Genomic DNA, 19,209 nt, shown 5'->3' with positions numbered 1-19,209 from the left:
ACCGGATGTATTGACTGACACTCCGCTTTCGCGAGCAAGCCCGCTCCCACATTGGGTTCGGTGGTGACATCAGGTATTAAACAACCCACCCATCACCTTCAACCGCTTCTTGTACACCCGCCGCGCCTCCAGTGCCTCCTCCAGCGTCACCGCCACAAACCCCGCCCGCTGGTTCGGTTGCATCTGCCCGATCAAATCCAGGTCGGCACTGATGACCGTACCAATCATCGCGTAGCCACCGCCCGACACCGCGTCCCGGTGCAGCACGATCGGCTCCAACCCGGCCGGCACCTGGATCGAGCCGATGGGGTAGCAACTGTCGACGATATTCGACGGATCAGACCCGGCACCAAACGGCTGTTCCCGTGGCTGAAAGCTCAACGCGCTACCGCCCTTGAAGCGATAGCCGATGCGATCAGCCTCCGAACCGACCGTCCAGGGCTCGGCAAAAAAGCTGATTTTGGCGCCGGGCGTCAGTCGCTCGTAATACAGCCCCGGCACTACTCGCAACGTCACGTCCCCGCCCACCGATTGACGCAACGCCATGGGCAAACTATTCCCCGCCCGGCCTTTGCCGCTGGGCTCGCCCACAGGCAATTCATCACCCTCCACCAGCCGCCGCCCGTGAAACCCGCCCAACGCACCCAGGGTGTAAGTGGACCGGCTGCCCAATACCAGCGGCACGTCGATACCACCGGCCACCGCCAGGTAAGTCCGTGCGCCGGCCTTGGGAAATTCAAAGCGCAGCACCTGCCCGGCACGTACTTCAAACGCGGTGTCCTGATGCACTACCACACCGTCCAGGCGCGGCGACATCAGCGCACCGCACAGCGCCACCAGGGCGTCCTGCTGAAACTCCAGTTCCGGGCCAATCAGCGTGCATTCCAGCCCGGCGGCACCGATGGGGTTGCCCACCAGATGGTTGGCCGCGCTCAACGCGTATTGGTCCAGCGCGCCGGACGGCGGGATGCCGAGGTGGTAATAACCTTCGCGGCCAAGGTCCTGCACGGAGGTGGCAAGGCCGGGTTTGAGTACCTTGATCATGCCAGCGCCTCCTGCAGGGTTTTTGGGTAGCCAATGGGGTCGGCGAGAAAGGCGTCGAGGGAAAATTCCACCGGGCGGATGCGCAGGTCGAAACGCCCGGTCTCCACTTCCGCGACCGCCAGGTCATAGGCCTCCCGGTCCATGGGTTTGAACTGCACGATATCGCCGGGACGGAAGAACACCATGTGTTCCTTGAGGTACGCCAACTGCTGTTGCGGGTCATAGATCGGCGCCGGGGTGACGCCGAACATCTGGTAGCCGCCGGCGCCGCGCACCGAATAAATACAGCCGAAGCAGCCGCCGTGGCCGAGGGTCAATTTCGGCGTGTCGGTGCGTGGACGCAAATACTTGGGCACCTGCAACTGCCGCTCGCGCTCCACCATCTGGAACATGAACGGCAAGCCCGCCACAAACCCCACCATCGAGACAAACCACGGCGCGCCACTGTGGGCCGCGATAAACGCTTCCACGTTTGCCAGGCCGTTGATCCGCGCTGCGTATTCCAGGTCGGTGCCGGTGGGGTCCTGATGGCGGTCGCGAAAACGCATCAGGGTTTCATGGGTCCAGGGGTCGTTGTACAGCACCGGGATTTCGATGATGCGGGTGTGCAAGGTGCGTTCGGCCACGGCTTGGGCTTCGGCGCTTTGCACCGCGTCCAGCAGCAGGTGGGGCGCGATGCGGTCCGGGTCGAAGCGAATCTGGAACGAGGCATTTGCCAGGCAGACGTCCAGCACACCGTCCAGGGCCAGGCGCTCCACCGCGCGGGTGACGGCCATGCCCTTGAAGAAAGCCTCCAGGGACATGCTCTCGCTGACCTCGGCAAACAGGTGTTCATCACCGCCAAAGCTATAGCGGATCGGGGAAGATTCGGCCATGTCTGTTCCTCTTGGAATCATTGTAGAAAGGCAGGCAAAAAATCAGCAGGACCCGGTGTCTTGGCACCGGTGTCGGTCAGCGAGGTGTGCGCACTTCAATCCCCGCCTGATCCAGCGCTTCACGGGTGGCTTCCACCAACTCAAGGGCGCCGGGAGTGTCGCTGTGCAAGCAGATGGAATCGAACTCGATAAACAAGTCTTCGCCTTCAACCGTGCGCACCAGGCCGGTCTGGCAGGCACGCAGGACTCGCGCCGCAACCGTTGCCGGATCCAGCGCCCGCACATTGCGGGTAAACACGATGGAGCCAGTGAGATCGTACTCACGGTCGGCATAAAACTCCCGCACCACCGGCTGGCCCAGTTCCTTGGCAATGCGCCAGATCACCGAGTTGGGCATGCAGTACAGCAACAGCGTGGGCTCCAGGCGTTGCAGGTTTTCCACCAACAGCCGCGCCGCTTCTTCGTCCCGCGCCAGATGCATGTACAGCGCGCCGTGGGGCTTGATGTGTTGCAGCGTCAGGCCTTGGGCCCGGGCGATCTCCCGCAGGGCGCCGAGTTGATAGAGCATGTCGTCCACCAGCTCCTGGGCCGGGGCGTTGATATGGCGCCGGCCGAACCCCACCAGGTCACGAAAGCCCGGGTGCGCGCCAATCGCCACACCCAGTTGCTTGGCGCGCTCGACGGTACGGCGCATGGTGCCCGGGTCGCCGGCATGAAAGCCGGTGGCGATGTTGGCGGAGCTGATGTAGGCCATCAGTTCGCTGTCGACGCCGTCGCCGATGGTCCAGGGGCCGAAGCCTTCGCCCATGTCCGAATTGAAATCCACTGCCTGCATCGGGGTCGCTCCGTTGAAGTTCATGCCATGGAAATTAGGCTGCCCCTTGACCCCTTGGGAAGATCTATTATCAGATGGCCCATCTTCTGAAAATCAGATACCTGATACTGATCGTTCCCACGCTCCGCGTGGGAATGCCGCCTTGGACGCTCTGCGTCCGCTTTTAAAATCGTGACGCAGAGCGTCACAGGATGCGTTCCCACGCAGAGCGTGGGAACGAGCGGAGAAACCAATGTCCCTGACCCTGCGCCAAATCCGCTACTTCGTCGCCACCGCCGAAATCGGCCAGATCTCCCAGGCGGCGATTCACCTGAATATCTCCCAATCCGCAGTGACCACCGCGATCAAGGAGCTGGAAGCGATGCTCGGTGCGCAGCTATTCGTGCGCTCGGCCCAGGGCATGAGCCTGACCGATGCCGGGCGGCATTTTCTCAACCGGGCCTACGTGATTGTGCGCAGTGTCGACGACGCCCTGAACAGCCCGTTGCCGGACTACCGCGCCAGCGGCGTACTGCGGGTGGCCGCCAGCTACACCGTGCTCGGTTATTTCCTGCCGCACCATTTGCAACGCATGGAACACTGGCACCCGGACGTGACCATCGAGGTCTTCGAACAGGAACGCCAGTCCATCGAACACGGCCTGCTCGACGGCCAGTTCGACATGGCCGTGGTGCTCACCGCCAATCTCACCCACCCGGACATCGTCTCGGAAATCCTCTTCAACTCCGAACGCCGCCTGTGGCTGCCCAGCCATCACCCGTTGTGCGAACGCCCGGCCGTGAGCCTCGCGGACGTGGCCAGGGAACCGTACATTTTCCTCACCGTCGACGAAGCCGAACAAAGCGCCATGCGCTACTGGGAACAGGCCGGGCAAACGCCCAAGGTGCGGCTGCGCACCAGTTCAGTGGAGGCGGTACGCAGCATGGTTGCCAACGGCAGCGGCGTGGCAATTCTGTCGGACCTGGTGCATCGCCCGTGGTCGCTGGAAGGCAAGCGCATCGAAACCGTGAGTATCACCGACAAGGTCACGCCCATGAGTGTCGGCCTGGCCTGGCACCGCGAGCGCGACTTCACCCCGGCGATGCAGGCGTTTCGGGATTACTTCCACGATGCATTCCTGGCGCCGCAGCAGTTGTCGGCCCGGCGTTAAAGCCGGGATTGCAGGATCGCCGCCAGCCAATCCATGAACACCCGCACCCGCTGCGGCAAATGCCGTTGGCCGGCGTACAACAGGGACACGTCCAGCGCGGGTGCCGGATAGTCCGGCAGCACCGCCACCAACTCACCACTGGCCAATAGATCGACAATGCCCAGGACCGGCACCTGAGTCAGGCCGAACCCGCCGATGCACGCTGCCCGATACGCATCCGTGCTGTTGACGGTCACCCGCCCGGCCATGGGAACCCGGTGCACCTTGTTGCCCTGTACGTATTCAAACCCGGCCGAACGTGAGCCCAATGGGCGTACGTAATGCACCAGTTGATGGTGGGCCAAATCGGCGAGCGTCTTGGGCACGCCGTAACGTTGAAGGTAAGTCGCGCTGGCGCAATTGATCATCGTCATGCTGCCCAGCAACCGCGCCACTACCGACTGGTCCGGCTGCGCGCCAATCCGCAATACGCAGTCGAAACCTTCGGCCAGCAGGTCGACCTGACGGTCGGTGCTGCTGATCTCCAGTTCGATCAGCGGGTGCAGGTCCATGAATTCCGGCAGGCGCGGCAGGATCAGTTCCCGGGCCATGACGTTGGGCATGTCCACGCGAATCCGCCCCGCCAGTTGCGCCTCATCCTGGCGAAACAAGCCTTCCAGCTCTTCCATGTGCGACAGCAAATCCTTGCTGCGTTCGTACAGCACGCGGCCATCCTGGGTCGCCTGAACCTTGCGCGTGGTGCGCTGCAACAGGCGCGCACCGAGCAACTCTTCCAGGGCCTGCACATGCTCGGACACGGTCGAGCGCGGCAAGCCCAGGCTCTCGCCCGCCTGGGTGAAACTCGACAGTTCGGTGACGCGCACGAAGGTGCGCAGCAACTCCAGTTTATTCATGGGATTATTCGCCTTATCCGGCCAGTGATTCCGGTATTGCTCTGTTTATCACGTTATGGCCGGACAAATACACTCGGTCCCACGAACACTCACACGCTCCGAGGACTCCACCATGACCCGTAAAATCGCACTGATCACCGGCGCCAGCCGCGGCCTGGGCAAAAGCGCTGCGCTACACCTGGCGGCACAAGGCGTCGACATCATCGGCACCTACCACAGCGCAGCCGACGAAGCCCAAGCCGTGGTCGCCCAAGTCGAAGCGCTGGGCGGCAAAGCGGCGATGCTGCAACTGGACGTCAGCCAAAGCTCCACCTTCGATGCATTCACCGCCCAGGTCGGCTCGGTATTGAAGGACGTGTTCGGCCAGGCGCACTTCAACTTCCTGATCAACAACGCCGGGATTGGCGCCCACGCCAGCTTCGCCGAAACCACCGAAGCGCAGTTTGACCAACTGGTGGCAATCCACTTCAAGGGTCCGTTTTTCCTGACCCAGAAACTGCTGCCGCTGATCAGCGACGGTGGCCGCATCATCAATATCTCCAGCGGCCTGGCGCGCTTCAGCCTGCCGGGTTACTCGGCCTACGCCTCGATGAAAGGCGCGGTGGAAGTGCTGACCCGCTACCAGGCCAAGGAGCTGGGTGCACGCGGGATTACCGTCAACACCCTGGCCCCCGGCGCGATTGCCACCGACTTCAGCGGCGGCGCGGTAAGGGACAATCCGGACGTGAACGCGATGGTCGCCAACAACACCGCACTCGGTCGAGCCGGCTTGCCGGATGACATTGGCGGGGCGATTTCCACCTTGCTGGCCGATGGCAGCAACTGGATCACCGGGCAGCGCGTCGAGGCCTCGGGCGGGATGTTTCTGTAACGCGCTCAGATTCTCCGCTAGCATCAATGCTTTCGGATAACTGACAGGCAATCACCCATGAGTTTTGATCCAGGACTGGCCGGCGGCATGGGCGTACTGGCCGCCGTGGTCGACAGCGGCAGTTTTGCCCGCGCCGCCGACAGCCTGGAGATGACGCCTTCGGGGGTCAGCCGGGCCATTTCACGGCTGGAAAAACGCTTGGGGATTCGCCTGTTCGACCGCACCACTCGCTCGGTGCAATTGACCGACGAAGGCCGGCGTTTCTACCAGGAAATCGCCCCGCTGCTGGCGGGCCTGGAAGAAGCCGCCAGCTCGGCCGCAGACAGCGCCCTGACCGTACGCGGGCGTTTGCGGGTGAACATCGACCCGTACTTCTCGCGGCTGGTGCTGGGGCCGGTGCTCGGTGAATTCATGAGCCAATACCCGCAGTTGCAGTTGGACCTGCACACCCGGGACCAACTCGGGGACCTGGTGGCGGATGGCTTTGACCTGGCCATCCGTTTTGGGATTCCGCAATCGTCCTCACTGATTGCCCGCAAGTTGATGGAAGTGCGGGTGCTGACGTTGGCGTCGCCAGACTATCTTGAGCGCCATGGCCGCCCGACCCACCCGAAGGATCTGGAAGACGGCCAGCACGTGTGCATCGACTTTCGCGACTCCCAGACCGGCCGGCCGTTTGGCTGGGAATTCCACCGGCCCGGCGAGCACGTCAACGTCGCCACCAGCGGACGGCTGGTGGTCAACGATGCCGGGACCTTGTACAGCGTTTGCGAACACGGCCATGCCGTGGCGCAGATGCTCGACCTCGGGCTTGCCCCAGCGCTCGAATCGGGCGCGTTGGTCGAGCTGTTTCCCGACTGGCCCGATGAGCGCTTCCCGTTGTATGCCTTCTACCCGTCGCGGCATTTGCCGGCGGCCAAGGTGCGGGCGTTCCTTGAGTTTGTGGCGTCCCTCAAACTTGGCTGAGCACGCGTTTTTGCATGATTTTTTCGCGCACTGCGTCATAACCCCAGTGATACACATAGGTGTACGGCAGGAAAAACAGCAGCACGCCGATGTCGAGGATAAACGCCTGCATCAGGCTGATGTTCAGCCACCAGGCAATCAACGGTACGCAGATCGCCACCAGGCCGCCTTCAAACATCAACGCGTGCAGCACGCGGGTCCACACCCCGCCGGACAGTTGCAGGCGCGCCTTGAGCCGATCGAACAGGCCGTTGAAAATCACGTTCCAGGCCAGGGCCATAAGGCTGATGGCCAAGGTCACCATGCCCATCTCCAGCGCCGGTTTATCCATGATCCACGCCAGCAGCGGCGTACAGATCAACAAGGCCAGGCCTTCAAAACCAATGGCCTGCCAAACGCGTTCAGTAATCGACTTGGTGGGTGTCATGACCCGTTCTCCGTGAGTGACGATGGTTGCCATCATTACCCTTTGACTCGATACTTCATAACCAATAACCATCGATCAAGGCGATAGTCATGGCTTCCCATGAAGTGCTTCAGGCGTTTGTGCAGGCGGCAACCCAGGGTTCGTTTTCAGCAGCGGCGCGCAAACTGGGCAAGAGCCAGTCCACCGTCAGCGCGGCGGTGGCCAGCCTGGAGATTGACCTGGACGTGGTGCTGTTTGATCGCAGCAGCCGCAAGCCCACGCTGACCCCGGCCGGGCACGTGCTGCTGCAACGCGCCGAGCAGGTGCTGGAAGCCAGCAGCCGCCTGGAGTTGGCGGCCAGCCAGTTGTCCCAAGGGTTGGAGCCAAAGCTGAGTATCGCCATGTCCGATACCTACCAGTCGGACCGTTTCGAAACCGCCCTCAGCGCCTTCGAGCAGCGCTACCCGGACCTGGAGCTGGAATGCCTGATCGCCGAATGCGAGGACTTGATCGCCCTGGTGCAAAGCGGCCGGGCGCAGATTGCGTTTATCGAGAAGCAGGAGGTTTATCCGCCGGACCTCACCAGCACCGCCGTGGAAGAACGCACGGAAATCGCACTGTTTGTCGCCCCCAAACATCCGCTGGCGAACCTTAAGGACATCGATCAGCAAACCCTGGAACAACACCGCGAACTGCGCCTGGCGAGCATCATCAACCCGAACGAAACCCGGGGCCTGGGGCGTGTGTGGTCGGCGCCCAGTTATCTGATGCTGATGGAAATGGCGCAGTTGGGTTTCGGCTGGGCACCGTTACCACGCTGGTTGGTGGAGCGGTTTGGTGGCGGCCACCTGTGTGAAATCAAGGCCCGCAGCTGGCCGCGCTCGGTGGCGGTGGATGCGTTGTGGTCACGCCAGCATCCGCCCGGCCCGGCAGGCAGTTGGTTGCTGGGCAAGATGCTGGAGTAATGCCGGAACACAAATTTCGGAACAATGAAGATCAAATGTGGGAGCTGGCTTGCCTGCGATAGCGGTGTGTCAGTCACCATCGCTATCGCAGGCAAGCCAGCTCCCACATTGAATTTGCGGTGCATTCAAAGACGCTGTCAGGCCGCTTCAATCTGCGGCGGGCGGTTGTTCTGGAAATACTCATGCAGCGCCCGCAACGCCGGCAACTCCAGGGCCTGGGCGGCAAAGCACAACCCCACCCGGCGCGTCGGTGCCGGCAAGTGCCAGGGGCGAATCACCACCCCGGCCCGCTCCGCCGCCAGCGACTGCGGCAACATCGCCACGCCCACACCGGCCGCCACCATATGCAAGGCCTGGGTCAACGAACCGGCATGCCCGGCCACCGCCTGGGGCGAGCGGCCGTACAGGGCCATCAGGCGCTGATGGGAATCATGTTGCGGGCAGGTGATCCAGTCTTCGATCGGCGCCCACGCTTGTTCTTTTCCCCCGGCCGCCATCGGGTGCGCAGCCGGCAGCGCCATCACGTAGGACTCTTCCCAAAGCGGCAGGAATAATTCGTCCTCGCAGCACATTTCCTCCACCGCCAGGCGCCCTTCTCCTTCGCAGCCTTCCTGCAAGGTCAGCAGCAAACCGGGCAAGCCTTGATGCGCCATGCGCAGGAAAGTTTCGATCTGGCTGTCGGCAATATCGCCTTCCACACCCAATTCCAGGGCGATGCGGTTTTCGCGCCCGCGAAACAACCGGCTCAACGCGTCGGCCTCGGCCACCATGCGCCGGGCTTGCGGGTACAGCACCCGCGCTTCATCGCTGACTTCAACCCCGCGAGGCTGGCGCAGAAACAGCGCCACGCCCAATTCTTCTTCCAGTTGCTTGATGGTCACCGACAACGTCGGCTGGCTGATGAACAGGCGCTGTGCGGCGGCAGTGATATTGCGCTCTTCGAACACCGCGAGAAACGCCTTGAGATGACGCACATCCATAGTTAATACCGATGACAGACAGAGGAATAAGGCATTTTTCAGCCACTCAAGGGCTAAATATACTGCGACCCACGTTTAGTTATTTGTTTTTCTTATTTCAGGAGTTCAACCATGAGCAAGCCATTGATCATCATCACCGGCGCCAGTTCGGGCATTGGCGAAGCGACTGCGCGCTTGCTGTCGGCCGCCGGCCACCCGCTGTTGCTGTTGGCCCGCCGCCTCGACCGGCTGAATGCCCTGGAGCTGCCGAACACCTTGAGTCGCGGTGTCGACATCACCGACCGCGCCGCGCTGGTGGCAGCGGTGAAAGAAGCCGAGGCCCAATTCGGCCCGGCCGACGCGCTGATCAACAATGCCGGCGTGATGCTGCTGGGCGCGGTCAGCGAACAGGACCCGGCACAGTGGGAGCAGATGCTCGACGTCAACGTGAAAGGCCTGCTGAACGGCATTCACGCGGTGGCCGCCAGCATGGTCAAGCGCAAGGGCGGCACCATCATCAACGTCAGCTCGGTGGCCGGGCGCAAGACCTTCCCTAACCATGTCGCCTATGTAGGCACCAAGTTTGCCGTGCACGGGATTTCGGAAAACCTGCGGGAAGAAATGTCGCCGCACAATGTGCGGGTGATCACCATTGCGCCGGGCGCGGTGGAAACCGAACTGCTGGGCCACACCACCGATGAAGCGATCAAGAGCGGCTACCAGGCGTGGAAACAGGACATGGGCGGCACGGTGCTGAGCGCGGATGACGTGGCTTCGGCGATTGCCTATGCCTACCAGCAGCCGCAGCATGTGTGCATTCGCGAGATTGTGTTGGCGGCGACGCGTCAGCAGCCGTAAGAAGCTAAGGCAGACAACACAAATCCACTGTGGGAGCTGGCTTGCCTGCGATGGCGCTGGGTCAGCCATGCATCTGTTGCTGATACACCGCTATCGCAGGCAAGCCAGCTCCCACAGTGGAACGCATTCCAGTCTCACGGACTATTTGAGTTCGGCCAGACGCCGTTCGATAAAGCGCTTTTCCGGTTCTTGCTGGGTCAATACCAGCGCCCGCTCAAACGCTCGCCGCGCGTCCTCCGCTCGCCCCAATCGCCGACAAAATTCGCCCCGCGCCGAGTGCGCCAGGTGATAGTCGACTAACTCCCCCCGCGCCAGAATCCCGTCCACCAATTCCAACCCCGCCAACGCCCCATCGCGCATCGCAACGGCCACTGCGCGATTCAGCTCGATCACCGGCGACGGCACCACCCCGAGCAACACGTCGTACAGCCCAACAATCTGCGGCCAGTCGGTCTCGTCAGCGCTCGCCGCCTCGGCATGCACCGCCGCAATCGCCGCCTGCAGGCTGTAGGGCCCGAAGCGCCGTGTGGTCAGGGATTTCTCCACCAACGCACATCCTTCAGCGATCAGCGAAGCGTCCCACTGCGAACGGTCTTGCTCATCCAGTAACACCAATTCACCGCCGGCCGAGGTGCGTGCCGGGCGCCGGGATTCGTGGAGCAGCATCAGCGCCAGTAAGCCCATCACTTCCGGCTCCGGCAACAATTCCATCAGCAATCGGCCCAGGCGAATCGATTCGCGGGTCAGGTCCTCTCGGGTCAGATCAGCGCCCATGGACGCCGAATAGCCTTCGTTGAACACCAGGTAAATCACGCGCAACACACTGTCCAGGCGCTCGGGCAATTCCGCCAGGGACGGCACTTGATAGGGGATTTTCGCTTCGCGGATCTTGCCCTTGGCCCGCACGATGCGCTGGGCGATGGTGGCCGGTGTGGCGAGAAACGCTCGGGCGATTTCCTCGGTGGTGAGGTCGCAGATCTCACGCAAGGTCAGCGCCGCCTGGGCATCCGCCGCCAGCGCCGGGTGGCAACAGGTGAAGATCAGGCGCAGGCGGTCGTCTTCCACGTCTTCAGCGCTCCAGTCGGCTTCTTCCAATTCATCAGCCTGAGCCAGCAATTGGTTCTGGTGCGCGGCAAACCGGGCCTGGCGACGCAGACGGTCGATGGCCTTGAAGCGCCCGGTGGAGACCAGCCAGGCCCGGGGATTGTCGGGCACACCGTCTTGCTCCCAACGCTCGACCGCGATAAAAAACGCCTCGTGCAAGGCTTCTTCAGCAAGGTCGAAATCGCCAAGCAGGCGAATCAGGGTCGCCAGGATGCGCCGCGATTCGCTGCGATAAACCGCTTCGACCCGGGCCTGCACCGTCAATCGCGCAGGCCTTCGGTCACCAGCGTCACCAGCCGGTCAAGGCTCTGGCCCCAGCCCTCGTGAAAGCCCATGGCTTCGTGGGCCTGCTTGGTTTCGGCGCTCCAGTGCATGGCGCGGGCGGTGTACAGGGTTTTGCCGTCGACATCTTCAAAGGTGACTTCGGCGGTCATGAACGGCTGGCCCGAGGGGATCCAGCCGGGGGTGAACGCATCGGTAAACACCAGCCGACTGGGCGCGGTGATTTCGAGGAATACGCCCTGGGTCGGGTATTCGCTGCCGTCGGGCGCGCGCATCAGGGTGCGAAATTGCCCACCGACCCACAGGTCCATTTCGCACTCCGGGGTGGTCATGCCGTGCGGGCCCCACCACTGCTGCAACAACGCCGGCTCGGTCCAGGCGCGAAACACGCGGCTGCGAGGGGCGTCGATCAAGCGACTGATGGACAGTTCAAATTCGGCGGGCTTGGGTTGATTGCTCATGGGAAACCTCCTGAGTTTTATTGTTGTGATCAGAGATTCAATTCACGCACGGGGCGCACTTCCACACTGCCGACCCGGGCGGCCGGAATGCCACCGGCCACCTGGATCGCTTCATTCAGGTCCTTGGCCTCGATCAGGTAAAACCCGGCGAGCTGCTCCTTGGTTTCAGCAAACGGTCCGTCGGTGATCGACAGCTTGCCATTGCGCATGCGCACGGTGGTGGCGGTGGTCACCGACTCCAGCGGCTCGGCGGCGAGCATCCGCCCGCTGGCCTGCACAGACTCGGCATAGGCAAAACACTCCGGGTCCTTGGGGCTGTCGGGCGACTCGTGCAGCACCTGCTCGTTGCTATAGATCAGGCAGAGGTATTTCATGGGATTCTCCGTTTTCGGACAACTGACTATAGTTCGCGACGATCAAGGTTTCAGGTCGAACAGACCGGCGCCGGTTTCCATGTCGAAGGGTGCCGACCAATGCTCATGTACCACTTTCCACTCGCCGCCAACGCGCTGGTAGCCGGCGCTGACGCGCATCCAGCAGGTCTTGAGCACGCCGTCGGGTCCGGTGCCGCCACAGTGTGCGAGCCAGTGGGCAAAGGCGCTGTTATCGCCGGCGACGATATGCATCTCATGGAAGTCAAAAACCCCGGGGCCCGGGCAGAACTCCATGCATGCCTTCCAGTGCGCCTCATAGGCGGCCTTGCCCTTGAACTGCAGGGCGCTAACGGCGTCGAACGCGACGATATCGTCAGCGTAAAAGCTGACAATCTTCTCGACATCCTTGTCGGTGACGGCCTGTTTCCATTGCTCGACCAAGCTGCGGATTTCGGTGCTCATGGCGATACTCCTTGCGGGAAAAATCACTGAAGACACCCTTAGTCGACTGAGATATCGGCTAATCGACAATCCCGCGAAAAATAATTGCGATGACCGCAAACCCGCTAGAATCCGCGCTTCTTTGTAGGATTTCGGATGCTACGCCGATGGAAACCCGCCTCGTCGCCTATCAGACGTTGACTGCCCTGCAACAACGGCAACTCAACGCCCTGGAAGTGCATCCCGAACAACTGGGGTTTTCCGGCGATATCTACTGTGCGCTTAACACCCTGTTGGTCAATCCGAACCCTGGCGTGGCAGGCTTTGCGTTACTCGCCGACGAGATTCCCGTCGCCTTCCTGCTGCTCAAACGCCCGCCCTGCCTGCCCCATTGGGCGGATGAACACAGCGCCACGCTGCATGCGTTGCAAGTCGATCGCCACCAGCAAGGCCTGGGGTTTGGCAAAGCCTGCCTGCAAGCGCTCCCCGCCGCCGCGCGCCTGGTTTGGCCGCAGATCAAAGCGCTGGAGCTGTCGGTGGACACGGATAATGTGGCCGCGATGGGGCTGTATTTGCAGCAGGGCTGGGTGGACAGCGGGGAGGCGTATAAGGGGCGGATTGGGTATGAGCGCCGGTTGGCGTGGGTGTTTTAAACAATAAGGAGCTGGTGAAGATGCTAACAACCCTGGAACAACTCGAAACCCTCTACGGCCTCCCCCACGAACGGGCCGTGCGCAAGGAAATCCCGTTTCTCAACGAGGACTACCAGGCGATGGTCCGCGCGTCGCCCTTGGTGGTGGTGAGTTCATCCGGCCCGGACGGCATCGACGGCTCACCCCGTGGCGATGTGCCGGGGTTTGTGCGAATCATCGACGAGCGCACGTTGGCGATTCCGGATCGGCCAGGGAATAACCGCCTCGACACCCTGCGCAATCTGGTGGTGGACCCGCGTATAGCGTTGCTGTTCATCATCCCGGGCATTGGCGAGACGTTGCGGGTCAATGGCCGTGCACAGATTTCCATCGAGCCCGGGTTGCTGGAGAGCTTTGCGGTGAATGGCAAAGCGGCCCGCTCGGTGATTCTGGTGCAGGTGGAGGCGGCGTATTTCCATTGCTCCAAAGCCTTTGTGCGTTCCGATTGCTGGAACCCGGAAAAGCACCTGGATCGCTCGGCACTGCCCAGCGCCGGGGCATTTCACAAGCGCTTGAATGATGGGGCGTTCGACGCCGAAGCCTATGACCGCGAGATGCCGGAGCGGGTCAAGGCCACGTTGTATTGAGAGGCGGTGGCAGGAGCGAACATGCTCGCTCCCGCCAATGGTGCGGTCAGGCGGATTCGGCCTTGATCGGGATCCAGATTTCCACGGAGCCCGTGCCTTTACCCACATCGAAGTCGGCGCTGTAGCGCTCGAAATCGGCTCCGGCCACCTTGTACCCAGAGCCTGGCAACCACTCGAACATGATGCGTTCATAGGTCTGCGCCAGTGCCTGCACCGGGCCGAAATGCGGGAACACGGCATAGCGATGGGCCGGGATTTCAATCGACTGGAAGTTGCTCGGTACATCGCCCTTGGCCGGCACTTCAACGCCGGCCAGGTAGTCGAATTCATCGTGTTTGGCGTTGTAGCACACGCCGTAGGTCACGCCGCCGACGCGCTTTTTGATCTCTTTGAAGCAGCTGTCGAACAACTCCCACAATTTGGGGATATCGCCAATCGTGGCTTTTGAATAACGCCCTTGCACACCCGCGATCACCAGGGCGTTGCCCTCTTCCATGCGCGGCTGTAACGGCAGTTTTGTCTGTTGATCCATCTGAACAGTCTCCTTCTTATGAGGGAACAAACCCGCGTCGAGTATAGGGGCATATCCCCGTCGCACTCCAAGCAGAAATTTTTCCCACAGCATCTGGACAATTGGCCATCATCGACCGTATTGTCTGCCCCGCAGGCCACCGCAGTGGCCGACGTCGCTCGGACGGTTCCGGGCGCTTACGTATTTCGAGGCAACAATGGCCGAACCCCGTTCGCCGCGCCGCTTTGCGCGCATAGATCGACTCCCCCCTTACGTGTTCAATATCACTGCCGAGCTGAAGATGGCTGCGCGTCGGCGCGGCGAAGACATCATCGACTTGAGCATGGGTAACCCGGACGGCGCCACGCCACCGCACATCGTGGAAAAAATGGTCACCGTCGCCCAACGCGAAGACACCCACGGCTACTCCACTTCCAAAGGCATTCCGCGGCTGCGCCGGGCGATTTCGCGCTGGTACAAAGACCGCTATGAAGTGGACATCGACCCGGAAACCGAAGCCATCGTGACCATCGGTTCCAAGGAAGGCCTGGCGCATTTGATGCTGGCCACCCTGGACCAAGGCGACACGGTGCTGGTGCCGAACCCCAGCTACCCGATTCACATCTACGGTGCCGTGATTGCCGGCGCCCAGGTGCGTTCGGTGCCGCTGATTCCAGGCGTGGATTTCTTCGCAGAACTGGAACGCGCCATTCGCGGCTCGATTCCCAAGCCGAAGATGATGATCCTCGGCTTCCCGTCCAACCCCACCGCGCAGTGCGTGGAGCTGGACTTCTTCGAACGGGTGATCGCCCTGGCCAAACAGTACGACGTGCTGGTGGTGCATGACCTGGCCTACGCCGACATCGTCTACGACGGCTGGAAAGCTCCGTCGATCATGCAAGTGCCGGGCGCCAAGGACATCGCGGTGGAGTTTTTCACCCTGTCCAAAAGCTACAACATGGCCGGCTGGCGCATTGGTTTCATGGTGGGCAACCCGGAACTGGTCAACGCCCTGGCGCGGATCAAGAGCTACCACGACTACGGCACCTTCACCCCGCTGCAAGTGGCGGCGATTGCGGCGCTGGAAGGCGATCAACAGTGTGTGAAAGACATTGCCGAGCAGTACCGCCAGCGTCGCAACGTGCTGGTTAAAGGCCTGCATGAGCTGGGCTGGATGGTCGAGAACCCGAAGGCGTCGATGTACGTCTGGGCGAAGATTCCCGAGGCGTACGCCGCGATGGGGTCGCTGGAGTTTGCCAAGAAGCTGCTGCTTGAGGCGAAGGTGTGTGTGTCGCCGGGGATTGGTTTTGGTGAGTATGGCGACGATCACGTGCGCTTTGCGCTGATCGAAAACCAGGACCGGATTCGCCAGGCGGTGCGGGGCATCCGGGCGATGTTCCGGGCGGATGGGTTGGTCAAGAAAGCTGAGGCCTGACCCGATCCAACTGCAGGAACCCAATCAATGTGGGAGCTGGCTTGCCTGCGATAGCGGTGTTGAATTCACCATCGCTATCGCAGGCAAGCCAGCTCCCACATTTTGTTTTGCGGTGTGCCTGTTAGACCACCAGCGACAGCAACATGATAAAGCCCAACGCCACCACCGACAGAATGGTCTCCATCGCTGTCCAGGTCTTGAACGTCTCGGCCACAGTCATATTGAAGTACTGCTTCACCAGCCAGAACCCCGCATCGTTGACGTGAGACAACACCAGCGAGCCCGCCCCCGTCGCCAACACCAGCAACTCGCGGTTCACCCCTGGAATCATCCCCACCACCGGCACCACAATGCCCGCACCGGTAATGGTCGCCACCGTCGCAGAACCGGTAGCCACACGAATCACCGCCGCCACCAGCCAGGCCAGCAGGATCGGGTTGATCTGCGCGGTCACCGCCATCTGGCCGATTACATCACCCACGCCGCTGCTCACCAGCATCTGCTTGAAGCCACCGCCGGCACCGATGATCAGGATGATCGCGGCAGTCGGCGCAAGGCTCGCGTCGAGCAGCTTGAGGATTTGCTTGGAACCGATGCCCTGGCGATGGCCGAAGGTGTACAGCGACAGCAGCAAGGCCAGCAACAACGCGGTGATCGGGTGACCGATCATGTCCATCCAGTTGCGGATCACGTGGCCGTCCGGCAGGGCGACGTCGGCGAAGGTTTTCAGCAACATCAGGAACACCGGCAGCAGCACGGTGATCAGGGTGATGCTGAAGCTCGGCAGGGTCTTGGATTCCGGTTGCTCACTGGCCAGTTGGTCCACCAGTTCCTGGGACGGATTGCCCGGGATGTACTTGGCGATAAACGAACCGTAGAGCGGGCCGGCGATAATGGCTGTAGGCAGCGCGACAATCAGGCCGTAGAGAATGGTCTTGCCGATGTCAGCCCCAAACACGCCAATTGCCAGCAACGGGCCCGGGTGCGGAGGCACCAGGCCGTGCACTGCCGACAGGCCGGCCAGCAGCGGGATGCCGATCTTGATCAGCGACACGCCCGTGCGGCGCGCAACGATAAACACCAGCGGGATCAGCAATACAAAACCGATCTCGAAGAACAGCGGAATGCCCACCAAAAACGCGGCGAACATCATTGCCCACTGCACCTTCTCCTTGCCGAAGGCCCGCACCAGGGTTTGCGCGATCTGATCGGCACCGCCGGAATCGGCCATCATCTTGCCGAGCATCGTACCCAGCGCGAGGATAATCCCGACAAAGCCGAGCACCCCACCGAAGCCGTCCTGGAACGCCTTGATGATCTTGTCCACGGGCATGCCCGAGGTCAGGCCGAGAAAGCCTGCGGCGATGATCAGCGCAATGAACGGGTGGACTTTGAACCGGGTGATCAACACGATCAGGCCGATGATGGTCACCACTGCATCGAGCAGCAGATAGGTATCGTGGGACAAGCCAAACATGGGGGTCTCTCCTGTTTGTTGTTGTTATTAAAGCCGGTAAAAAATTCAGTGCAGGCGGACAGCGCTATCTTGTCCGGCAAAAAATTATTTGTTTGGTTCAAAGCCGTGTTTCAGCCACCAGGCATTGGTTTGCTCGGCCAGTTCTTCAACGCTGTCTTCACTGGCGTTCAGCGCCAGGGTCAACGGCTCGCCCACCGGCGATTCCAGGGTAGCGAACTGACTGTCGATCAGGCTTGCCGGCATGAAATGGCCGGGGCGATGGGACACGCGGTCAGCGGCGACTTCGCGGGTCAGTTCCAGAAACACAAACCCCAAGCCCGGCGCGGCTTCGCGCAGGTGGTCGCGGTATTTCTTTTTCAACGCCGAACAGGTGAGCACGGGATGCTCGCCGGCTTTGAGTAAGCGGCGCAATTCATCGCACAGGATGTCGAGCCAGCCGGCGCGGTCTTCGTCGTTAAGGGGATGGCCGGCGCTCATCTTCTCGATGTTCGCGGCGGGGTGAAAGCTGTCGCCTTCGATGGCGGTGGCGCCGTTCAGCAGGCACAGGGCCTCGCTGACGCTGGACTTGCCACAGCCGGAAACACCCATGATCACGAGGGCAGTAACAGGTTGACTCATGAAACACCTCAAGACGCAGATAGCGCTACCTTTGCACGCTGTAAGGCTAGTGCAAAAACAGGCTTTTCCCGCGCCGTCTTGTCATTTTTATGGAGTGACGCGTGCATCTGCTCCAAAGGTTTGAACGGGAACAGGCATCCCGACGTTCAAGAATTTGCAGGGTCTTGGAGACAGCGCTACCTTAGTGCCTCGATTTTTGTTTGGCAAGCCGCCTGATGACTCCCAAGAACGATAAAAATACCCGCACCACGGGCCGCCCTACCCTGAATGAAGTTGCCCGCCTGGCTGGCGTCAGCCCGATTACCGCCTCCCGGGCCTTGCGCGGCATCAGCACCGTGGCCACCGAACTGGTGGAAAAAGTGCAAAAAGCTGCGGCTGAACTGAGCTACGTGGTCAACCCGGCCGCCCGTGCCCTGGCTTCCGCCCAGAGCCAGTCGGTGGTGGTGTTGGTGCCGTCGCTGTCCAACCTGCTGTTTATCGAAACCCTCGAAGCCATCCACCAGGTGCTGCGGCCCAAGGGCTTTGAAGTGCTGATCGGCAACACCCACTATTCCCGCGACGAAGAAGAAGACCTGCTGCGCAACTACATGGCCTACCAGCCACGGGGTTTGCTGCTGACCGGGTTTGACCGTACGGAGAGTGCCCGGCGTATGGTGGAGTCGAGCAACGTACCGTGTGTGTACATGATGGATTTGGACCCGAATGCTGGCCTGAACTGTGTAGGCTTCTCGCAGATGAACGCCGGGGAAACGGCGGCGGCGCATTTGATCTCACGGGGGCGCAAGCGCTTGGCCTATATCGGTGCGCAACTGGACCAGCGCACGTTGTTGCGCGGCGAGGGTTTTCGGCGAGCGTTGCAACAGGCGGGCTTGTATGACCCGGCGCTGGAAGTGCTGACGCCACGCCCGTCATCGGTGGGCCTGGGTGGTGAGTTGTTCCTGCAACTGCTGGCCAGCCATCCGGATGTGGACGCGATCTTCTTTGGTAACGACGACCTGGCCCAGGGCGCGTTGCTGGAAGCGTTGCGCCACGGGATCAAGGTGCCGGAGCAGATCTCGGTGTTGGGCTTTAACGACCTGCCCTCGTCCTCGTTCATGGTGCCGCGTTTGAGCAGCATCAGTACGCCACGGGAAGCCATTGGCCGACGCGCCGCTGAACATCTGCTGACGGTGATGGCCGGCAACAAGATCGCCCGGCCGGTGGTGGACATGGGGTTTGAGTTGAAGGTGCGCGAGAGTACCTAGCCCGGTCCTATAAGAAGAGACTCATACGGGCCATCGGTAAAACGCTCTACGCTAGCCCTTGCGAGTATGAAAATCCACTGTGACTTCTGACAGTATACGAACCTGTGAAAGGCTCATTTAATCAAGCAACTATCCAGCAACCAGCAATAAGAGATAGCAAC

At 61.5% G+C, this 19,209-nt stretch carries 22 protein-coding genes; 9 read left to right on the top strand and 13 right to left on the bottom strand.

Annotated features, from left to right (window positions below):
* Positions 1-69: 69 nt before the first annotated feature.
* The 3 genes from BLU46_RS23900 to BLU46_RS23890 all read right to left on the bottom strand — a co-directional run bounded on the left by BLU46_RS23900 (position 70) and on the right by BLU46_RS23890 (position 2,754).
* Positions 70-1,044 carry a 5-oxoprolinase subunit C family protein gene (locus tag BLU46_RS23900; protein ID WP_093206979.1) on the bottom strand — a complete coding sequence of 325 codons (975 nt, stop codon included), beginning with the start codon at positions 1,042-1,044 and terminating at the stop codon, positions 70-72.
* Complete coding sequence (locus BLU46_RS23895) at positions 1,041-1,919, bottom strand: 5-oxoprolinase subunit B family protein (RefSeq protein ID WP_093206974.1); 879 nt, start codon at positions 1,917-1,919, stop codon at positions 1,041-1,043. The genes BLU46_RS23900 and BLU46_RS23895 overlap by 4 nt, the downstream gene beginning before the upstream one ends.
* 76 nt (positions 1,920-1,995) lie before the next feature.
* On the bottom strand, positions 1,996-2,754 hold the full coding sequence (locus BLU46_RS23890) for a 5-oxoprolinase subunit PxpA (protein ID WP_063027778.1): 759 nt from the start codon (positions 2,752-2,754) through the stop codon (positions 1,996-1,998).
* 232 nt (positions 2,755-2,986) lie between these two features.
* Here BLU46_RS23890 and BLU46_RS23885 point away from each other — a divergent pair, with 232 nt between their 5' ends.
* Positions 2,987-3,904 carry a LysR family transcriptional regulator gene (locus tag BLU46_RS23885; RefSeq protein WP_093206969.1) on the top strand — a complete coding sequence of 306 codons (918 nt, stop codon included), beginning with the start codon at positions 2,987-2,989 and terminating at the stop codon, positions 3,902-3,904.
* Here BLU46_RS23885 and BLU46_RS23880 read toward each other — a convergent pair.
* Positions 3,901-4,797: a LysR family transcriptional regulator gene (locus BLU46_RS23880; protein ID WP_063027774.1), complete on the bottom strand. Its 897-nt coding sequence runs from the start codon at positions 4,795-4,797 to the stop codon at positions 3,901-3,903. The two genes, BLU46_RS23885 and BLU46_RS23880, sit on opposite strands and share 4 nt — an antisense overlap.
* A gap of 112 nt (positions 4,798-4,909) precedes the next feature.
* Here BLU46_RS23880 and BLU46_RS23875 point away from each other — a divergent pair, with 112 nt between their 5' ends.
* On the top strand, positions 4,910-5,668 hold the full coding sequence (locus BLU46_RS23875; RefSeq protein ID WP_063027772.1) for an SDR family NAD(P)-dependent oxidoreductase: 759 nt from the start codon (positions 4,910-4,912) through the stop codon (positions 5,666-5,668).
* Between the two features lie 57 nt (positions 5,669-5,725).
* Positions 5,726-6,634 carry a LysR family transcriptional regulator gene (locus BLU46_RS23870; protein ID WP_093206965.1) on the top strand — a complete coding sequence of 303 codons (909 nt, stop codon included), beginning with the start codon at positions 5,726-5,728 and terminating at the stop codon, positions 6,632-6,634.
* On the opposite strand, the gene BLU46_RS23865 is transcribed toward BLU46_RS23870, so the two are convergent.
* Positions 6,621-7,061 carry a multidrug/biocide efflux PACE transporter gene (locus BLU46_RS23865; protein WP_093206960.1) on the bottom strand — a complete coding sequence of 147 codons (441 nt, stop codon included), beginning with the start codon at positions 7,059-7,061 and terminating at the stop codon, positions 6,621-6,623. The genes BLU46_RS23870 and BLU46_RS23865 overlap by 14 nt on opposite strands.
* An 89-nt stretch (positions 7,062-7,150) precedes the next feature.
* On the opposite strand from BLU46_RS23865, the gene BLU46_RS23860 reads away from it, so the two are divergent.
* Positions 7,151-8,005, top strand: coding sequence for a LysR family transcriptional regulator (locus BLU46_RS23860; protein WP_093206955.1), 855 nt, complete (start codon positions 7,151-7,153; stop codon positions 8,003-8,005).
* Positions 8,006-8,142: 137 nt separating this feature from the next.
* On the opposite strand, the gene BLU46_RS23855 is transcribed toward BLU46_RS23860, so the two are convergent.
* On the bottom strand, positions 8,143-8,985 hold the full coding sequence (locus BLU46_RS23855; RefSeq protein WP_093206950.1) for a LysR family transcriptional regulator: 843 nt from the start codon (positions 8,983-8,985) through the stop codon (positions 8,143-8,145).
* Positions 8,986-9,096: 111 nt separating this feature from the next.
* Here BLU46_RS23855 and BLU46_RS23850 point away from each other — a divergent pair, with 111 nt between their 5' ends.
* On the top strand, positions 9,097-9,822 hold the full coding sequence (locus BLU46_RS23850) for an SDR family oxidoreductase (RefSeq protein WP_093206946.1): 726 nt from the start codon (positions 9,097-9,099) through the stop codon (positions 9,820-9,822).
* 141 nt (positions 9,823-9,963) lie between these two features.
* Here BLU46_RS23850 and BLU46_RS23845 read toward each other — a convergent pair whose 3' ends face one another.
* Genes BLU46_RS23845 through BLU46_RS23830 form a run of 4 tightly spaced genes read right to left on the bottom strand, consistent with a single transcriptional unit; the run spans position 9,964 to position 12,505 of the window.
* Positions 9,964-11,190 (bottom strand): RNA polymerase sigma factor, encoded by a 1,227-nt coding sequence (locus tag BLU46_RS23845; protein ID WP_093206943.1) that lies wholly within the window; start codon positions 11,188-11,190, stop codon positions 9,964-9,966.
* Positions 11,187-11,669 (bottom strand): SRPBCC family protein, encoded by a 483-nt coding sequence (locus BLU46_RS23840; protein WP_017475945.1) that lies wholly within the window; start codon positions 11,667-11,669, stop codon positions 11,187-11,189. The genes BLU46_RS23845 and BLU46_RS23840 overlap by 4 nt, the downstream gene beginning before the upstream one ends.
* A gap of 29 nt (positions 11,670-11,698) precedes the next feature.
* Entirely contained in the window at positions 11,699-12,043 is a 345-nt protein-coding gene (locus BLU46_RS23835) for a YciI family protein (protein ID WP_093206940.1), read from the bottom strand.
* Between the two features lie 42 nt (positions 12,044-12,085).
* Positions 12,086-12,505: a YybH family protein gene (locus tag BLU46_RS23830; protein ID WP_093206937.1), complete on the bottom strand. Its 420-nt coding sequence runs from the start codon at positions 12,503-12,505 to the stop codon at positions 12,086-12,088.
* A 146-nt stretch (positions 12,506-12,651) separates the two neighbouring features.
* Here BLU46_RS23830 and BLU46_RS23825 point away from each other — a divergent pair, with 146 nt between their 5' ends.
* Positions 12,652-13,137 carry a GNAT family N-acetyltransferase gene (locus BLU46_RS23825; protein WP_063027756.1) on the top strand — a complete coding sequence of 162 codons (486 nt, stop codon included), beginning with the start codon at positions 12,652-12,654 and terminating at the stop codon, positions 13,135-13,137.
* 20 nt (positions 13,138-13,157) lie between these two features.
* A complete protein-coding gene (locus BLU46_RS23820) occupies positions 13,158-13,763 on the top strand; it encodes a pyridoxamine 5'-phosphate oxidase family protein (protein WP_093206935.1) in 606 nt (201 codons plus the stop codon).
* Between the two features lie 46 nt (positions 13,764-13,809).
* Here BLU46_RS23820 and BLU46_RS23815 read toward each other — a convergent pair whose 3' ends face one another.
* Complete coding sequence (locus tag BLU46_RS23815) at positions 13,810-14,295, bottom strand: GyrI-like domain-containing protein (protein WP_093206932.1); 486 nt, start codon at positions 14,293-14,295, stop codon at positions 13,810-13,812.
* Positions 14,296-14,491: 196 nt separating this feature from the next.
* Here BLU46_RS23815 and alaC point away from each other — a divergent pair, with 196 nt between their 5' ends.
* Entirely contained in the window at positions 14,492-15,709 is a 1,218-nt protein-coding gene (gene alaC, locus BLU46_RS23810; protein ID WP_093206930.1) for an alanine transaminase, read from the top strand.
* A 121-nt stretch (positions 15,710-15,830) separates the two neighbouring features.
* On the opposite strand, the gene BLU46_RS23805 is transcribed toward alaC, so the two are convergent.
* Both BLU46_RS23805 and BLU46_RS23800 read right to left on the bottom strand, forming a co-directional pair.
* On the bottom strand, positions 15,831-17,186 hold the full coding sequence (locus BLU46_RS23805; RefSeq protein ID WP_093206928.1) for a GntP family permease: 1,356 nt from the start codon (positions 17,184-17,186) through the stop codon (positions 15,831-15,833).
* An 84-nt stretch (positions 17,187-17,270) separates the two neighbouring features.
* Positions 17,271-17,804, bottom strand: coding sequence for a gluconokinase (locus BLU46_RS23800; protein ID WP_093206926.1), 534 nt, complete (start codon positions 17,802-17,804; stop codon positions 17,271-17,273).
* A 212-nt stretch (positions 17,805-18,016) separates the two neighbouring features.
* Between BLU46_RS23800 and gntR the strand changes: the two genes are divergently transcribed.
* The gene (gene gntR, locus BLU46_RS23795; protein ID WP_167410177.1) at positions 18,017-19,048 is read left to right on the top strand and encodes an HTH-type transcriptional regulator GntR; all 1,032 of its coding nucleotides are present in this window, start codon (positions 18,017-18,019) and stop codon (positions 19,046-19,048) included.
* Positions 19,049-19,209 lie beyond the last annotated feature (161 nt).

Source organism: Pseudomonas yamanorum (assembly GCF_900105735.1).
GTDB lineage: Bacteria > Pseudomonadota > Gammaproteobacteria > Pseudomonadales > Pseudomonadaceae > Aquipseudomonas > Aquipseudomonas yamanorum.
Note: the sequence above shows the minus strand (reverse complement) of the source record. Positions and strands in the feature narration are given on the sequence as shown.

What these genes read in the sequence shown, in the direction of transcription:
- BLU46_RS23900 (WP_093206979.1), bottom strand. Translation starts at nt 1,044, where the DNA reads ATGATCAAGGTACTCAAACCCGGCCTTGCCACCTCCGTGCAGGACCTT.
- BLU46_RS23895 (WP_093206974.1), bottom strand. Translation starts at nt 1,919, where the DNA reads ATGGCCGAATCTTCCCCGATCCGCTATAGCTTTGGCGGTGATGAACAC.
- BLU46_RS23890 (WP_063027778.1), bottom strand. Translation starts at nt 2,754, where the DNA reads ATGCAGGCAGTGGATTTCAATTCGGACATGGGCGAAGGCTTCGGCCCC.
- BLU46_RS23885 (WP_093206969.1), top strand. Translation starts at nt 2,987, where the DNA reads ATGTCCCTGACCCTGCGCCAAATCCGCTACTTCGTCGCCACCGCCGAA.
- BLU46_RS23880 (WP_063027774.1), bottom strand. Translation starts at nt 4,797, where the DNA reads ATGAATAAACTGGAGTTGCTGCGCACCTTCGTGCGCGTCACCGAACTG.
- BLU46_RS23875 (WP_063027772.1), top strand. Translation starts at nt 4,910, where the DNA reads ATGACCCGTAAAATCGCACTGATCACCGGCGCCAGCCGCGGCCTGGGC.
- BLU46_RS23870 (WP_093206965.1), top strand. Translation starts at nt 5,726, where the DNA reads ATGAGTTTTGATCCAGGACTGGCCGGCGGCATGGGCGTACTGGCCGCC.
- BLU46_RS23865 (WP_093206960.1), bottom strand. Translation starts at nt 7,061, where the DNA reads ATGACACCCACCAAGTCGATTACTGAACGCGTTTGGCAGGCCATTGGT.
- BLU46_RS23860 (WP_093206955.1), top strand. Translation starts at nt 7,151, where the DNA reads ATGGCTTCCCATGAAGTGCTTCAGGCGTTTGTGCAGGCGGCAACCCAG.
- BLU46_RS23855 (WP_093206950.1), bottom strand. Translation starts at nt 8,985, where the DNA reads ATGGATGTGCGTCATCTCAAGGCGTTTCTCGCGGTGTTCGAAGAGCGC.
- BLU46_RS23850 (WP_093206946.1), top strand. Translation starts at nt 9,097, where the DNA reads ATGAGCAAGCCATTGATCATCATCACCGGCGCCAGTTCGGGCATTGGC.
- BLU46_RS23840 (WP_017475945.1), bottom strand. Translation starts at nt 11,669, where the DNA reads ATGAGCAATCAACCCAAGCCCGCCGAATTTGAACTGTCCATCAGTCGC.
- BLU46_RS23835 (WP_093206940.1), bottom strand. Translation starts at nt 12,043, where the DNA reads ATGAAATACCTCTGCCTGATCTATAGCAACGAGCAGGTGCTGCACGAG.
- BLU46_RS23830 (WP_093206937.1), bottom strand. Translation starts at nt 12,505, where the DNA reads ATGAGCACCGAAATCCGCAGCTTGGTCGAGCAATGGAAACAGGCCGTC.
- BLU46_RS23825 (WP_063027756.1), top strand. Translation starts at nt 12,652, where the DNA reads ATGGAAACCCGCCTCGTCGCCTATCAGACGTTGACTGCCCTGCAACAA.
- BLU46_RS23820 (WP_093206935.1), top strand. Translation starts at nt 13,158, where the DNA reads ATGCTAACAACCCTGGAACAACTCGAAACCCTCTACGGCCTCCCCCAC.
- BLU46_RS23815 (WP_093206932.1), bottom strand. Translation starts at nt 14,295, where the DNA reads ATGGATCAACAGACAAAACTGCCGTTACAGCCGCGCATGGAAGAGGGC.
- alaC (WP_093206930.1), top strand. Translation starts at nt 14,492, where the DNA reads ATGGCCGAACCCCGTTCGCCGCGCCGCTTTGCGCGCATAGATCGACTC.
- BLU46_RS23805 (WP_093206928.1), bottom strand. Translation starts at nt 17,186, where the DNA reads ATGTTTGGCTTGTCCCACGATACCTATCTGCTGCTCGATGCAGTGGTG.
- BLU46_RS23800 (WP_093206926.1), bottom strand. Translation starts at nt 17,804, where the DNA reads ATGAGTCAACCTGTTACTGCCCTCGTGATCATGGGTGTTTCCGGCTGT.